The sequence below is a fragment of the Flavivirga sp. 57AJ16 genome (assembly GCF_028736925.1).
GTDB lineage: Bacteria > Bacteroidota > Bacteroidia > Flavobacteriales > Flavobacteriaceae > Flavivirga.
In genome coordinates, this window is record NZ_JAQZAT010000004.1 from 139,510 (window position 1) to 154,817 (window position 15,308).

A 15,308-nucleotide genomic window follows, 5' to 3' on the forward strand; every position below is an offset into this window, starting at 1 on the left:
CAGTTATTAAGTATTGGCACATTTTTAGCATAACCGTTAAACATTAATAAATATCATTCAATTAAATTAAAAAATATAACAAATGGCATTAAACATTAAACCATTGGCAGACCGTGTTCTTATTGAACCTGCTGCAGCCGAAACTACAACGGCATCAGGCATTATTATTCCAGATAACGCAAAAGAAAAACCACAAAAAGGAAATGTAGTTGCTGCTGGAAAAGGCACAAAAGATGAACCTATTACTGTAAAAGTTGGCGATACTGTTTTATATGGAAAATATGCTGGTACCGAACTTAAACTTGAAGGTAAGGATTACTTAATCATGCGCGAAAGCGACATCTTAGCAATTATATAAAAATTGCTTTTCCATTCCCTCGAAGGAGGGAATCCCATCAAAAAATTAAATCTCTATTAAACAGATTCCTGTCTTCACGGGAATAAAAAATAAAAGCATAATTATGGCAAAAGATATAAAATTTGATATTGAAGCACGTGACGGATTAAAACGCGGTGTAGATGCATTAGCCAATGCAGTAAAAGTAACTTTAGGTCCTAAAGGACGTAACGTAATTATTAGCAAGTCTTTCGGAGCACCACAAGTAACTAAAGACGGTGTCTCTGTAGCTAAAGAAATTGAGCTAGAAAACCCACATGAAAACATGGGGGCCCAAATGGTAAAAGAAGTGGCTTCTAAAACCAACGATTTAGCAGGAGATGGCACTACGACAGCTACTGTTTTAGCTCAAGCTATTGTAAAAGAAGGATTAAAAAATGTGGCCGCTGGTGCAAATCCTATGGATTTAAAACGCGGTATCGATAAAGCTGTGAGTGCTATTACTGCAGATTTAGAAAAACAATCTAAACAAGTAGGTAATTCTTCTGAAAAAATAAAACAAGTTGCTGCGATATCTGCAAATAACGATGATACTATTGGTGAGTTGATTGCTCAAGCATTTACCAAAGTTGGTAAAGAAGGGGTTATTACTGTTGAAGAAGCTAAAGGTATGGAAACATACGTTGATGTTGTTGAAGGTATGCAATTCGATAGAGGCTACTTATCTCCTTACTTTGTTACTGATGCTGATAAAATGATTGCCGATTTAGAAAATCCATACATTTTATTATTCGATAAAAAGATCTCTAATTTACAAGAGATTCTTCCCATCTTAGAACCGGTAGCACAATCTGGTCGTCCGTTATTAATCATTGCTGAAGATGTTGACGGACAAGCCTTAGCAACTTTAGTTGTAAACAAATTACGCGGTGGACTTAAAATTGCTGCTGTAAAAGCACCAGGTTTTGGTGATAGACGTAAAGCGATGCTAGAAGATATTGCCATCTTAACCGGCGGTACGGTTATTTCTGAAGAAAGAGGGTTCACCCTGGAGAATGCAGACTTAAGTATGTTAGGTACTGCCGAAACCGTAACGGTTGATAAAGATAATACAACGATTGTTAATGGCGCTGGAAATGCTAAAGACATTAAAGCTAGAGTCAGCCAAATTAAATCTCAAATCGAAACAACAACTAGCGATTACGATAAGGAAAAGCTACAAGAACGTTTGGCTAAATTAGCTGGTGGTGTTGCTGTTCTTTACGTTGGTGCGGCTAGTGAAGTTGAAATGAAAGAGAAAAAAGACCGTGTTGATGATGCCTTACATGCCACAAGAGCTGCTGTAGAAGAAGGTATTGTAGCTGGCGGTGGTGTTGCTTTAGTAAGAGCTATATCGGTATTAAAAAAGATAACAACTGAAAACTTAGACGAAGTTACTGGTATTCAAATTGTAGCACGTGCTATTGAGTCACCGTTACGTACTATTGTTGAAAATGCTGGAGGCGAAGGTAGTGTTGTGATCTCTAAAGTTTTGGAAGGCAATAAAGATTTTGGTTATGATGCCAAATCTGAAACATATGTAGACATGCTTAAGGCAGGTATTATCGATCCTAAAAAAGTAACGCGTATTGCATTAGAAAATGCAGCCTCTGTTGCAGGAATGATCCTTACTACCGAGTGTGCTTTAATTGATATTAAAGAAGAAGCGCCAGCTATGCCTCCAATGGGCGGTGGGGGTATGCCAGGAATGATGTAAGTCGGTTGGTCAAGAACCACACACCTAATTATATTAAAAAACGTCTCAATTTATTTTGAGACGTTTTTTGTTTGATTTTTTAAACAACTTTTTGTTTCTAATGCTTTTTAGGCCTCTTGGGCTACTTAAACCAATTATTATTTAAAATGAGCTATAAATAATTTGATTTATATTTTGTTCTGATATGATAGAAAATTCAATCATAGCCTTTGTTATGGTTTTATACCCTGTCAAGCTGAGCTCATGTTTTATATTGAAATATGAGCAAAATTGTAATCGAAGATTCATGAACTCCTATTTATCAAATTAGATCTGTGAGCTAAACAAATTATAGGGGTTGTTTTGAGTCATAATTGGTATAAACCATTTAATGATTATGCGCGTCACCTTTTTCACCCTCCTTACCGTCGTTATGATCGTCCTTAACGGCCTCATCTCGATATCGGCAACAAGGGTGCACGGTTGCATAAGCCTCATCCGTTGCCTTTAAATTCTTGGTGTCGTGTCCCACGGCCAATATATTGCTTTGTATTGTTTTTAAATCGGTTTTACGCTCATCAAAAATGAGTTTTAATTCATGTGTTTTTACGTTCCAAACCGCAGACTTCACCCCTTTGGTATTTAAGCATGCTTTTTCAATACGGGTCTTACACATTAAACAAACACCGTCAACTTCCATAGAAGCTCTGGCATTTTTGTTTTGGGCAAATGCTCCTGTTGTTATTAATACTGTTAATACTACTATTAGTTTTTTCATGATATACATATTTTGTTTTTTACATTCCTGCGACCTGTGCTCAACTTGTTTCAGTAAGGCAGGAACCTTTTAAATTGAAACTTAATTACTATAAAGTGGATGCCACTTCCGCAAGAATGACATGTTTTTATTATTCTATTCCTTCCTAGTCAAAAACTTCTTCAAATTTTCTTGACTGCACTCAAAGTGATGTTTTTGTTCTTAATCCATAAGATTCCCTCCTTCGAGGGAATTTATATTCTAAATCGCAATCCCGCGTAATACATACTTCCAAAAATAGGACCATATACAAATGTGGTATCAAAATTCGCTCCAAAAGGATCATCGGCTCCCAAAATAGGATTAGACTGTCTTACATTCGTTATGTTTTCACCTCCTAAATATACTTCAAAATTTGGAGAAAACACCTTAGTTACTTGCGTATTTAAAGTAGCAAGTGTGGGTGTTTTATCTGGTAACTGATATGGTTCAGGATTTGTTACCGTTGAAGAAAAGCGTTGTTCTCCCAACCAATTAAACGTCGCATCAAATTTCCATTGTTGCCCATCTTCTTGTCTACGGGTTTCATAAGATGTATTTGCAAACAAACGATGGGTTGGCACTAATGGTTTTGATAATTTACCCGAGTTGTAATCTGTTTTAACGTCATAATATTTATAAGCCATTCGTAAATCGAAATACTCAAATACATTATAATTAAATTCTATCTGAAAACTATTCGCATAACTATCACCTTCCAAATTATAGAAACTCACTTCTTGTGGGTTCTCATAATCTACCACCACCTGATTTTTAAAATCGGTTTTATAATAATCTAAAGTAATATCTGCCTTTCTTCCAAAAAGGTTAAACCCTTGTAAATAAGACATGCCATAGTTCCATGCAATCTCAGGATCTAAACCATAAGCCCCTCCCGACCTCCCCAAAGGGGAGGGATTCATAACGTTAATACTTCTTGATGATGAGAATAGTTGCTGATTCTCAGCAAAAATATTAGCACTACGCTTTCCACGACCAAAAGATGCCCGGAATGCTGATTTCTCCCAAGGTGTGTAACGCACATGCACGCGAGGTGTTACAAACGTACCCAATAAATTATGATCATCAATACGTACACCCGCTGTTAGGTTTAACTTATCTAAATTATCATAATTGTATTCAAAAAATGCACCAACAGATCTTTCTGTTCTTTCGTAATCCGTAGTATTGACCAGCTCATCATAATGATCGTAAGTATAGCTCAAACCTGTTTTTATTTTGTGCCTGGAATCACTAATAATGGAATTATAAATAGCATTGGCATACAAACTATTATGCGTAATATCATATAGGTTCAATCCAAAATAAGAATCTTGTTTATGACTGCTAAATGCTGTTTGAACCCCCAAACTCTGGTAGGGTATCTCAGGATTTACATAACCTAATTTAGCAGATACCTCATAACGTCTCGTATCAATTTCACTACCCCATGCATTCGTTGTTAACCTATCTGTATCTGGATTAAAATCAAGCTGCCCAGCTTGCTTTTCATCGTTTAAAAATTTCAGATTGATAAAACTCACAAAACCTTTTTCAGTATCGGTATACTGCCAGCGGTTCATAATATTAATTTGATGGTACTTGGGCATATCCATAAAACCATCATCATTAACATCATGCTCTTTATTATGGGTATTCCCATGTAAATACAATCCTGTATGCCACTTATCGCTCACCTGAGTATTTATATGTGTATTTAGCTCCAACCGTTCACTCGAAGCACCGTATAAATTAACAAATAGCTTATCATCAGTAGCCGGTTTTACCAATTCTGCATTTATTTGGCCTGCAATACTTTCATATCCATTAACAACACTACCTGCCCCCTTTGTAATTTGAATACTCTCCACCCAGGTTCCTGGAATAAAACTTAAGCCATAGGCTTGTGAAGCACCACGAATGGATGGGATGTTTTCGGTGGCGATTAAAATATACGGACTATTGAGCCCCAACATTTTTATTTGCCGTGTTCCCGTAACAGCATTGGCAAAATTCACATCAATAGACGGATTGGTCTCAAAACTCTCGGAGAGATTACAACAAGCTGCTTTTAACAGCTCATCGCTACTCACCGTAAATACATTGGTCGCTTGTAAATAAGACCTGGCCGTGGCTTGTTTTCTAGATTTTACGGTAACAGCATCTAGGTTATCCGTGGGCTGCAACCAATGCTTTACCATTTTAGGAGCCTTGATTGTTATGGTATCCGTTTTAAACCCTACATAACTAATTAACAATTGTGTATAATCCTTTTTGTAAGGAATGGTAAAGTTTCCATCTATATCCGTTACGGCTCCTACCGAAGTATTTAGCCAATATACATTGGCTCCCGGTAAACCAATGGGGTCGTTTTTTTCATTTGCTTCCAAGATCGTCCCACTAATTTTATTCTGGGACAACACCACCATTGGAAGTATTAATAATATATAAAGTACGTTTTTCATTTAATTGTAGGTTTTAAACAGCATGATAATTGCCATAACAATCATGATGCTATTTTCAATAAACGTTGCTTTAGTCATGGGGAGTTTTAGTGCAGTTCCCAAACATGCGCATTGAATCGTTTTCTTATTTAAAAGTGTTCTGGCTACCCCTATCGTTGTTATTCCTAAAACAACCAATGTGATTATTAAGGCCATTGGGATTTGAATACGCATTAAAAACAAAATGCCCAATACCAATTCTATAAATGGATATACCCAACTATAAACAGGTATTATTTTAGCTAGGGGGTCGTACATCTTGAAAGATTCTGGAAAGCCCTTTAAATCTAAAAGTTTAAAAAAACTAAAAACGATGTAAAAAAGTCCCATGAAATCCAGCATAAAACCGATTCCGTTCCATGGTCTATAATTTATTAGCACAGATGCGACTGTTATATACCCGAAAATTAAAAACAGAGGAAATAGCTGTCTTAACTCCGATCTTTTTTCTTCTATGGCCTTAGAAGGTTTTTGAGATGCTTTAACCACACTCGGATCAGGCCCGTTCTTTTCAGAAATGGCATATTTATCTGGTAACGCATTTTGTAATGTACTTATAGAAATATGGTTAGACATTTCTATAACGGCTTGTGCTTTTGCCAAATCTACGGTAACATTTAATACACCATGAACGGCCTTAAGTTTTTCTTCTACCGAAGCTTTGCAACCATTACAGGTCATCCCTGTAATTGTATATGTATGTTTCATTTTGATTAAAAATTTGAATTAATAAATTTTAAGAGATTCCCTTTTTCAAGGGAATGAAAAAAAAATCTATTATCAAATTATAAAGACCTGGTCCAACACTTGTATGTCTGTGACCAAATTGGGAGGAGAATAATCTTTATGAGGAATTAGTAATTTAGGCAGGGCTTCAAAAAGACCAATATAAGCGTATGTATAGGATGTAATAATTTGTTGTTGCTCAAAATCCAAATCTTCAAATGAAGAAAGCTTTAATTCATTTTGACCTTCTATGATATCGATCACATCTTTACAACAATGCTTCTTTGTGACCTTTTCTAAAACACATTGGTCTACCTCCATAGCACACTTGTCGACTTCAGAAAAAATAGAAACAGCTACTAAAACGTCACCGCAAAAATGTTTTTCAATAGTAAAAGACACTGTCGAAAACAAAACGAGTGATGCCAGAAGCATTGAAAAGCTTTTATGTAATACCTTTTTTATCACAGAACAAAAATACAAAAATTTGAAATTGGAAGTGTTTTTTTATTAAATGATTAACAGTGAACGCATCTTGACTTTTTTATTATAATTCAGATTAAGCCTTAAAAAGGGCTCACTTAGCCTCTAATTCTGTGATAATAAAAAGCAGGCAATAATAAGAGTAAAATAATAGGTTGGATTAAAAAACGACGCACATTAAAAAACATATAGTAGTCTTCTTGCCTGGGGTTAACAACAAAATACAAATAGATGGCTAGCAGAATAACAAAAGCTGTGATGTAGATATAAACAGAAAATTTAATGATGCCTTTATCTTTAAAAAACACATATAAAATAGCCAATGAAATTAAAGTATTTAATAAATACCGTAATGTTGTGAAACTTACTAATTTTGCTAATTCGCGTCTAGGGCTATCTATATACAGGTAATCGTTCTGAAAAAAGGTTAAATACGGGTCATAAAACAACTCACCTTCATAAAACCTGATTAAAATCAATAATCCGAAAAGGACGGACAGCCATATATATTTAACCCATTTATCCATCTCTCTTTTTTAATTTAGAAAACCGATTCACCCAAAAAATCCATAGTAAAAAAACCATCCCATAAATAATTGCCGGAAAAACAACCGCATGCAAAATATGTTCTTTCTCTGGGTAGTGATACAAACCCATGGTTAGTATAACAATACGAATTAAGTTTGCCATATAAATTAAAACACTCCCTACAAGTATATACAAAAATGTTGTTTTTAACTTGCCGGAAAATGCCATTATAAATGATATAAACAAGATGATAACACTAATGGAATTACAGCCTTCAATAATACGTACCAAATATTTACCGTTAACAACCAATTTCATTGATGGTTCATCTGCATGTGGCAAAGCCTTTACATCATACCCAAAAGTATTCAATAATGTTTCGGTTTGTAAGGAAATGAGATGCGTGAAATAATCTGGGAAAAACCTGGAACCGTTTGAAAAATCAAGATAAAATTTATAAAGCAACGAAAAAGATATATATACTAACAGAAACGTACCTATAAACTTTATAACAGACTTATATTTTACAAAGAGTTCTTTCAATTAATAACGTTAAAATTATACAAAACCGAATATCGAAATTACATCTTTTTAAATACTTTTACCAAAACTTTTGAAGTTATGATTTTTGAACAATTAAAGCCACAGGTAGAAGCCCTTGTTTTTAATACAAAAAAAACGGTTGATGAGCGTTTATTAAGTATTTGCAAATTATTGGAAACAAACATTGAATACTACAACTGGGTTGGTTTTTATTTTAGAAACGGTGACAAAGAAGAATTACATTTAGGCCCTTACGTGGGAGCACCTACAGATCATAAAGTAATTCCTTTTGGAAAAGGTATTTGCGGACAAGTAGCCGTTAGTAATGAAAATTTTGTAGTACCGGATGTAACCGCACAAGACAATTATATAGCCTGTAGCATCACTGTTAAAGCAGAAATTGTTGTTCCAATTTTTGTAAATGGAGAAAACATAGGTCAAATAGATATTGATTCTAATACACCCGACCCTTTTACCGAAGCTGATGAACGTTTTTTAGAGTTTGTTTGTGCTCAAGTAGCTAAACTATTTTAGGTTCAAAATTCTAAATTCCAGATTTAAAATTTGAGAAACCTGAAACTTTGAATTTCAAACTTCAAACTTCAAACTTTGAACTTTGAACTTTGAACTCTTAGTGCTAACAACTTCCCTTTTTATACCATTACTTGTTTGAAATGGTATTAGTTAAAAAATCACTTCCTTTTTTAAAAATTCTAAGCTTGTTTTTTAAAGTAATACCAAATGAATTTTAAAATGATTGGTAATAAATTTGAATTATATTTTCTTTAGATGAGATAAAAAAACATAAGCATAGCCTAGTTAAGGATATGTTTTTTATTGAAATATAAAGGAAATAGAAATCGAAGATTCAAGAACACCAATTATAAAAATAAAAGATAGTGAGCTAAACGGATTTAACCAGTTATTTTGAAGTTTATTTGGTATAAATAAGTACTTTTGCAATTATTTAAATTTTTCAGCTTAAAACCCTGAAAAACAACAGCAATCTCATTCTTAACACAAGAATTAAAAACATAACACGACACTAATGAGCAACGAAAAAACTATTAAATCTGCATTAATCTCAGTATTTAGTAAAGACGGTTTAGAACCTATTGTAAAAAAATTAAATGAACAAGGTGTTACCATATACTCTACTGGCGGGACTCAAAAATTTATAAACGATTTAGGTATAGACGTCGTTCCTGTTGAAGAGGTGACCTCTTATCCTTCTATTCTCGGTGGTCGTGTAAAAACATTACACCCTAAAGTTTTTGGGGGCATTTTAAACAGGCAGAACCATGATGGTGATGTGGCAGAATTAGCCGCATTTGAAATCCCTCAAATAGATGTGGTTATTGTTGATCTATATCCGTTTGAAAAAACAGTGGCTTCAGGTGCTAGTGAACAAGATATTATTGAAAAAATTGATATCGGTGGTATTTCGTTAATTCGTGCTGCCGCTAAAAACTATGCGGATGTTATTTGTGTATCATCCGTAGACGATTATGCCGAATTTTTAGACCTGATTTCTGAAAACAATGGTACTATTTCAGAAGAAAACAGAAAACGTTTTGCAGGCAAAGCCTTTAACATATCCTCACATTACGACACGGCTATTTTTAACTACTTTAACAAAAATCATGATGAAGCTGCTTTAAAGATCAGCGAAACTAAAGGAAAGGTATTGCGTTATGGAGAAAACCCTCACCAAAGAGGCTTTTTCTTTGGAAACTTTGATGAACTGTTCACAAAGCTTCACGGTAAAGAATTAAGTTATAACAATCTTTTGGATGTTGATGCTGCCGTAAATTTAATGACTGAATTTAAAAACGACCTACCAACTTTTGCCATTTTAAAACACAACAACGCCTGTGGTTTGGCACAACGCAACACGCTACACCAAGCTTATGTAGATGCTTTAGCAGGAGATCCAGTTTCTGCTTTTGGAGGTGTTTTAATTAGCAATACTGAAATTGATGTTGCTACAGCAGGCGACATACATAAGCTATTCTGTGAAGTTGTTATTGCTCCTTCATTTTCGGCAGAAGCCCTAACAATGCTTCAAGGTAAAAAGAATCGTATTATACTAGTGCTTCACGATATTGAATTACCGAACATGAATGTTAGAAGTTGTTTAAATGGTGTATTACTTCAAGACAGGAATAATATTACCGATACTATTGAAGGTTTAACAAATGTTACAAATTCAAACCCTAACGATAGTGAGTTGGAAGATTTAATATTTGCTTCAAAAATTTGCAAACACACAAAATCCAACACCATAGTATTAGCAAAAAACAAGCAATTATGTGCCAGCGGCACAGGGCAAACCAGTCGCGTTGATGCTCTAGAACAAGCGATCCATAAAGCAAATTCATTTAATTTTGACTTGAAAGGAGCTGCCATGGCAAGCGATGCTTTTTTCCCTTTCCCAGACTGTGTCGAAATTGCAAAAAATGCCGGTATAACTGCTGTTATTCAACCTGGTGGTTCTATAAAAGACCAGTTAAGCATCGATTATTGTAATGAAAACAATTTAGCTATGGTTTTTACTGGCACACGTCATTTTAAACATTAAATTCATTTAAAGTTTTAGAATTATAGCGAAAACGAGTCATTTTTTAGTCCATTGAAAAACTTTAAATGAGTTCAATAAAAGAATGTCTTGAAACGAACTATCCCTACCTAGTTGGCAGACAGGCTCGAGGCCGAGCCATAGAGGTATACATCGGCTTTAGTTTATCTTGAGTACTTCGGCTGCCTGCCCGTCCCGCAGGCGGGCGCTCAGCATAAACGCTAGTCGAAAGGCTCAGTACATGTTTCGCTCGTTTCTTACCCAATCCCTGCCTCGCCGGCAGGCAGGAAGTTGAGCACATGTTTTGTCCTTAGGGTCTTAAACCGAAATTCTGTTATCTAGATTCCTGTTTTATTCATTGTTTTCTATTTTATATCAATGAAATCATGAATCCTACGATGTCATGGAAATAACAATCCTGTCTAACGGCAGGCAGGCCCAACGCTGAGCGTCGAGGAATGCTTTTCGATATAATTGCAAAAGAAATATATGGTTTTTTAGCCATCTAAAAATCAACAAAAAACGTATTATTAAACTATAGTATTTTTTAATAAAATTTGAACAGACTTAAAACCCATATATTTATTAACTTTTATTACATTTACGGGATTCGTTTTTTAAACCACTTAAATTATTAATAGCGCATGGGCTTTTTTGACTTCCTAACCGAAGAAATTGCAATAGATCTAGGAACTGCAAACACTCTTATTATCCATAACGACAAAGTTGTTGTCGATTCACCTTCCATTGTTGCACGAGATCGAATTTCCGGCAAAATTATTGCCGTTGGTCAAGAAGCCAGTTTGATGCAAGGAAAAACGCACGAAAACATTAAAACCATTCGCCCTTTAAAGGATGGTGTTATTGCAGATTTTGATGCGTCCGAACAAATGATAAGTATGTTTATTAAAAACATACCCGCTTTAAAAAAGAAGTTTTTTACGCCTGCACTTCGTATGGTTATATGTATTCCATCAGGAATTACAGAAGTAGAAATGCGTGCTGTAAAGGAAAGTGCAGAACGTGTAAATGGTAAAGAGGTTTATTTAATACATGAACCCATGGCAGCTGCTATAGGTATTGGTGTAGACATCATGCAGCCTAAAGGAAATATGGTCGTGGATATAGGTGGCGGTACTACAGAAATTGCTGTGATAGCGCTTGGAGGTATTGTCTGTGACAAATCCGTAAAAATTGCAGGTGATGTTTTTACAAATGATATTGTTTACTATATGCGTACACAACACAACTTATATGTTGGTGAACGTACTGCAGAAAAAATAAAAATACAAATAGGTGCTGCTACCGAAGATTTAGAATTACCGCCAGAAGACATGAGTGTTCAAGGACGTGATCTATTAACTGGTAAACCTAAACAAGTATCTATTTCACATAGAGAAATTGCTAAAGCTTTAGATAAATCTATCTTAAGGATCGAGGATGCCGTTATGGAAACCTTATCCCAAACCCCTCCTGAATTGGCTGCAGATATATACAACACCGGTATTTATTTAGCTGGTGGTGGCTCGATGTTACGAGGTTTGGACAAACGTTTATCCCAAAAAACAGACCTCCCCGTTTACATAGCCGAGGATCCATTGCGTGCTGTTGTTAGAGGTACTGGTATTACACTTAAAAATTTACCTAAATATAAAAGTGTATTGATAAAATAGCATACCTATTAAACATCAAAATAATGTATATAAATTGTTTCTTTTTTGCTTATTCTCCCTTTAAAAATATAACCATAACAAAGGCTATGTTTAAATTTTCGGCCTTGACTCATCAAAAAATAATTCAATTTATTTATACATAATTCCGAAATTCAATAGGTAGACAACATGCAACAGATTATTAATTTTATAATAAGAAACAAAAACTTTCTGTTGTTCTTATTGCTGTTTTCTATTTCAATTTTATTTACAGTTCAATCGCATTCCTACCATAAGAGTAAGTTTATTAATTCGGCTAATTTTTTAACCGGGGGCATCTACAATTCTGCAAATAACATAAGTGCGTATTTTAGTTTAAAATCTCAAAACAAACTTTTATCTGAAGAAAACAAGCGCTTAAAGTCACTTCTGTATAATTCGAAAAGTATTATGAAAAAAGAGCATTTGGATAGCCTTAATGCTCCTTACCATTTTTCCAATGCCCAGGTTATTAGAAACAGTTATTCCGCAACAGATAATATCATCCTGATCAATAAAGGAGAAAACGATAGTATAAAACAAGATTTTGGTGTGATAACTACCCAAGGTATTGTAGGTATTGTTGACAAGACAAGTGGTCATTTTGCAACCGTAATATCTATTTTAAATACAACAAGTTCTATAAGTGCTCAACTAAAAAAAACAAATCACTTCGGCACCTTAGAATGGGATGCTAAAAACCCTGCAATCGTTCAACTTACAGACATTCCAAAGATAGCTAATGTATCGGTAGGCGATACCATTATTACTTCTGGACGTTCTTCCATATTCCCTAAAGATATAAAGATTGGCCTTATCGAAAATTATAAACTTGATGCTGCCGAAAATTATTATGAGATCAATGTGAGGCTTTTTAACGATATGACCAATTTGGAACATGTTTATATTATAGAAAATACTAAAAAGCCCGAGGTTACTAATTTACTAAATGAATAATTTCCTTTCTGTAAATAGCGCCCGTTTTATTGTATTAGTGTTAATACAGGCTTTATTATTTAATAACATTAATTTTTTAGGCTATATAAACCCTTATCCATACATTCTGTTTGTTGCTTTTTTCCCAGTAAAAAGCAACCGTACTATAATAATTTTAGCAAGCTTCCTAATAGGGTTAATTACTGATATGTTTTTGGATTCTGGAGGCATTCATGCCGCTGCTTGTGTATTTATTGCTTATGTAAGACCTGTCCTATTGAAATTTTCTTTTGGGACCATGTACGAACACCATCATATAAAGTTTAGCTCTGTAGATTTTGGATCCAAACTTACTTATATTATAGTACTCGTTATTCTACACCATATTATATTGTTTTCATTAGAAATATTTAGCTTAATGAAAATAATTTTAATACTTAAAAAAACGTTATTCTCAAGTATATTTACTATTTTATTAAGTAGTATAATAACTATTATTTTTAGTCGAAATCCCAAATGAGGCAACTTTTACTTTTCGTTTCTATAATATTTGTTGGTCTTTTATTTATATTCAGACTCTTTTACCTTCAAATATATACTTCAAATGAACATGATTTATTTGAAGATAACGCTATTAGAAAAGTATATGATTATCCAAAGCGAGGGTTTATTTACGATAGAAACGGCAAACTTCTAGTGGCCAACCAACCATCGTATGATGTTATGGTCATTCCACGTGAGGTAAAACCATTGGACACTCTTGAATTTTGTTCATTATTAAAAATTGATAAAGAACGGTTTATAAACACTTATGATAAAGCAAGGCATTACTCTCCTAGATTACCATCCGTTTTTCTATCTCATTTATCAAAAGAAGATTATGCTGCCTTACAGGAAAAAATGCGAAAGTTTGAAGGGTTTTATATTCAAAAAAGATCACTCAGGCATTACCAAACCACTATTGGCGCTAATGTTTTAGGGGATATAGGAGAGGTAAATACCAACGACCTAAAAAAAGATTCTTATTATAGAATGGGAGATTTAAAGGGAAAGCAAGGTGTTGAAGCGTCCTATGAAGAAATACTTCGGGGTGTAAAAGGCATTAAGTTTATCCAAAAAGATAGATTTAATAGAAATATTGGCCCCTATAAAGAAGGTACATTTGATACTATCCCAGAACAAGGAAAAGATATTACGATCACTATTGATGCAAAACTGCAAGAATACGGGGAGCTACTCATGCAAAATAAACGTGGCGGTGTTATTGCTATTGAACCGGCTTCTGGAGAAATATTAGCTATGGTATCAGCTCCAACCTACGACCCTAATATTTTAGTAGGCAGAGGAAGGTCCAAAAACTTTACTGAACTTTTTAAGGACTCTGTAGCAAAACCATTATTTAACAGAAGTTTACAAGGGGTCTACGAACCTGGCTCTCCCTTTAAATTAATGAATGCCCTAATTGGTTTACAAGAGGGTGTTATTACGCCAAATGAAACCGTTACCTGTTATGCAGGATATAAATATGGCAATCGTTTTATGAAATGCCACTGCTATATTGGCAAACGTAACAACTTGGTTTCTGGGATACAAGAATCGTGTAATGCTTATTTTGCAACAACCTATAGAAAAATTTTGGATAAAAACGGTAATGCTTCTACAGGAATCGATACCTGGAGCAAGCATGCTAAAAGCTTTGGACTAGGTGATTATTTAGGCTATGATCTAAAAGTTGGCCGACCGGGTAGAATTCCAGATAGAAACTATTACAAGCGCGTTTATCCAAAAACATTTTATTCGACATATACCATATCCAATGCTATTGGACAAGGTGAAGTAGCCACAACACCGATTCAGTTAGCCAATATGGTTGCTGCTATAGCCAATAGAGGCTATTACTACACTCCCCATATTATTAAATCCATTGAAGGCGAAACGCTCCCTGAGCAATTTACAAAAGCCAAACATACTACCATAGATAAAGCCCATTTTGAACCCGTAATTGAAGGCATGCTACAAGTTTATAAAAAAGGGACAGCCGCATCGTTACAAGTAAAAGATATAGAGATCTGTGGAAAAACTGGTACTGTAGAAAATTTTGTTACCATAGATAGTTTAAAAACACAGCTTACGGATCATTCTATTTTTGTCGCTTTTGCACCCAAAAATGATCCTAAAATAGCCATTGCCGTTTTTGTTGAAAACGGTTATTGGGGAAGTCGATTCGCAGGTAAAATAGCTAGTTTAATGATTGAAAAACATATTAAAGATACTATTACCAGAAAAGATCTTGAAGAGTGGATCTTAAGGCATAGCTTAGAAAACGAATATGCCAAACCATATTCCGAAGAACCTTTTAGAATAAATAAACATACTAAGTTACAGCTCGTTGACGATTCTGAATATAAACGACTTAAACGGCACTTAAAAATATCGCAAAACCAATAAAGG

14 protein-coding genes are annotated in these 15,308 nt (G+C 34.5%); 8 read left to right on the forward strand and 6 right to left on the reverse strand.

Annotated features, from left to right (window positions below; translation table 11 throughout):
* The first annotated feature begins 82 nt into the window (after nt 1–82).
* Nucleotides 83–358 (forward strand): co-chaperone GroES, encoded by a 276-nt coding sequence (gene groES, locus PQO00_RS05865; RefSeq protein WP_135877259.1) that lies wholly within the window; start codon nt 83–85, stop codon nt 356–358.
* 103 nt (nt 359–461) lie between these two features.
* Nucleotides 462–2,093 (forward strand): chaperonin GroEL, encoded by a 1,632-nt coding sequence (groL, locus tag PQO00_RS05870; protein WP_274183898.1) that lies wholly within the window; start codon nt 462–464, stop codon nt 2,091–2,093.
* A 367-nt stretch (nt 2,094–2,460) separates the two neighbouring features.
* Here the strand turns inward: groL and PQO00_RS05875 are convergent, their stop codons facing one another.
* The 6 genes from PQO00_RS05875 to xrtF form a co-directional block, all read right to left on the reverse strand.
* On the reverse strand, nt 2,461–2,850 hold the full coding sequence (locus PQO00_RS05875) for a heavy-metal-associated domain-containing protein (protein WP_274183899.1): 390 nt from the start codon (nt 2,848–2,850) through the stop codon (nt 2,461–2,463).
* 233 nt (nt 2,851–3,083) lie between these two features.
* Nucleotides 3,084–5,333, reverse strand: a complete 2,250-nt coding sequence (locus PQO00_RS05880) for a TonB-dependent receptor (RefSeq protein ID WP_274183900.1) — start codon at nt 5,331–5,333, stop codon at nt 3,084–3,086.
* Nucleotides 5,334–6,080, reverse strand: coding sequence for a heavy-metal-associated domain-containing protein (locus tag PQO00_RS05885; RefSeq protein ID WP_274183901.1), 747 nt, complete (start codon nt 6,078–6,080; stop codon nt 5,334–5,336).
* A gap of 72 nt (nt 6,081–6,152) precedes the next feature.
* Nucleotides 6,153–6,533: a hypothetical protein gene (locus PQO00_RS05890; protein ID WP_274183902.1), complete on the reverse strand. Its 381-nt coding sequence runs from the start codon at nt 6,531–6,533 to the stop codon at nt 6,153–6,155.
* A gap of 146 nt (nt 6,534–6,679) precedes the next feature.
* Nucleotides 6,680–7,108: an exosortase F system-associated protein gene (locus PQO00_RS05895; protein ID WP_274183903.1), complete on the reverse strand. Its 429-nt coding sequence runs from the start codon at nt 7,106–7,108 to the stop codon at nt 6,680–6,682.
* Nucleotides 7,101–7,652 carry an exosortase family protein XrtF gene (xrtF, locus tag PQO00_RS05900; RefSeq protein ID WP_274183904.1) on the reverse strand — a complete coding sequence of 184 codons (552 nt, stop codon included), beginning with the start codon at nt 7,650–7,652 and terminating at the stop codon, nt 7,101–7,103. Before xrtF ends, PQO00_RS05895 begins: the two co-directional genes overlap by 8 nt.
* Nucleotides 7,653–7,730: 78 nt before the next feature.
* Between xrtF and PQO00_RS05905 the strand changes: the two genes are divergently transcribed.
* The 6 genes from PQO00_RS05905 (at nt 7,731) to mrdA (ending at nt 15,305) form a co-directional block, all read left to right on the forward strand.
* Nucleotides 7,731–8,186 (forward strand): GAF domain-containing protein, encoded by a 456-nt coding sequence (locus PQO00_RS05905; RefSeq protein ID WP_274183905.1) that lies wholly within the window; start codon nt 7,731–7,733, stop codon nt 8,184–8,186.
* A gap of 514 nt (nt 8,187–8,700) precedes the next feature.
* Nucleotides 8,701–10,233 (forward strand): bifunctional phosphoribosylaminoimidazolecarboxamide formyltransferase/IMP cyclohydrolase, encoded by a 1,533-nt coding sequence (gene purH, locus PQO00_RS05910; RefSeq protein WP_274183906.1) that lies wholly within the window; start codon nt 8,701–8,703, stop codon nt 10,231–10,233.
* 641 nt (nt 10,234–10,874) lie between these two features.
* On the forward strand, nt 10,875–11,903 hold the full coding sequence (locus tag PQO00_RS05915; RefSeq protein WP_274183907.1) for a rod shape-determining protein: 1,029 nt from the start codon (nt 10,875–10,877) through the stop codon (nt 11,901–11,903).
* 168 nt (nt 11,904–12,071) lie between these two features.
* A complete protein-coding gene (gene mreC, locus PQO00_RS05920; RefSeq protein WP_274183908.1) occupies nt 12,072–12,878 on the forward strand; it encodes a rod shape-determining protein MreC in 807 nt (268 codons plus the stop codon).
* Nucleotides 12,871–13,377 (forward strand): rod shape-determining protein MreD, encoded by a 507-nt coding sequence (locus tag PQO00_RS05925; protein ID WP_274183909.1) that lies wholly within the window; start codon nt 12,871–12,873, stop codon nt 13,375–13,377. The genes mreC and PQO00_RS05925 overlap by 8 nt, the downstream gene beginning before the upstream one ends.
* Nucleotides 13,374–15,305, forward strand: coding sequence for a penicillin-binding protein 2 (gene mrdA / locus PQO00_RS05930; RefSeq protein WP_274183910.1), 1,932 nt, complete (start codon nt 13,374–13,376; stop codon nt 15,303–15,305). The genes PQO00_RS05925 and mrdA overlap by 4 nt, the downstream gene beginning before the upstream one ends.
* Nucleotides 15,306–15,308: the final 3 nt, after the last annotated feature.

What these genes read in the sequence shown, in the direction of transcription:
- PQO00_RS05905 (WP_274183905.1), top strand. Translation starts at nt 7,731, where the DNA reads ATGATTTTTGAACAATTAAAGCCACAGGTAGAAGCCCTTGTTTTTAAT.
- PQO00_RS05915 (WP_274183907.1), top strand. Translation starts at nt 10,875, where the DNA reads ATGGGCTTTTTTGACTTCCTAACCGAAGAAATTGCAATAGATCTAGGA.
- mreC (WP_274183908.1), top strand. Translation starts at nt 12,072, where the DNA reads ATGCAACAGATTATTAATTTTATAATAAGAAACAAAAACTTTCTGTTG.
- PQO00_RS05890 (WP_274183902.1), bottom strand. Translation starts at nt 6,533, where the DNA reads ATGCTTCTGGCATCACTCGTTTTGTTTTCGACAGTGTCTTTTACTATT.
- PQO00_RS05895 (WP_274183903.1), bottom strand. Translation starts at nt 7,108, where the DNA reads ATGGATAAATGGGTTAAATATATATGGCTGTCCGTCCTTTTCGGATTA.
- purH (WP_274183906.1), top strand. Translation starts at nt 8,701, where the DNA reads ATGAGCAACGAAAAAACTATTAAATCTGCATTAATCTCAGTATTTAGT.
- groES (WP_135877259.1), top strand. Translation starts at nt 83, where the DNA reads ATGGCATTAAACATTAAACCATTGGCAGACCGTGTTCTTATTGAACCT.
- groL (WP_274183898.1), top strand. Translation starts at nt 462, where the DNA reads ATGGCAAAAGATATAAAATTTGATATTGAAGCACGTGACGGATTAAAA.
- PQO00_RS05885 (WP_274183901.1), bottom strand. Translation starts at nt 6,080, where the DNA reads ATGAAACATACATATACAATTACAGGGATGACCTGTAATGGTTGCAAA.
- PQO00_RS05875 (WP_274183899.1), bottom strand. Translation starts at nt 2,850, where the DNA reads ATGAAAAAACTAATAGTAGTATTAACAGTATTAATAACAACAGGAGCA.
- PQO00_RS05880 (WP_274183900.1), bottom strand. Translation starts at nt 5,333, where the DNA reads ATGAAAAACGTACTTTATATATTATTAATACTTCCAATGGTGGTGTTG.
- PQO00_RS05925 (WP_274183909.1), top strand. Translation starts at nt 12,871, where the DNA reads ATGAATAATTTCCTTTCTGTAAATAGCGCCCGTTTTATTGTATTAGTG.
- mrdA (WP_274183910.1), top strand. Translation starts at nt 13,374, where the DNA reads ATGAGGCAACTTTTACTTTTCGTTTCTATAATATTTGTTGGTCTTTTA.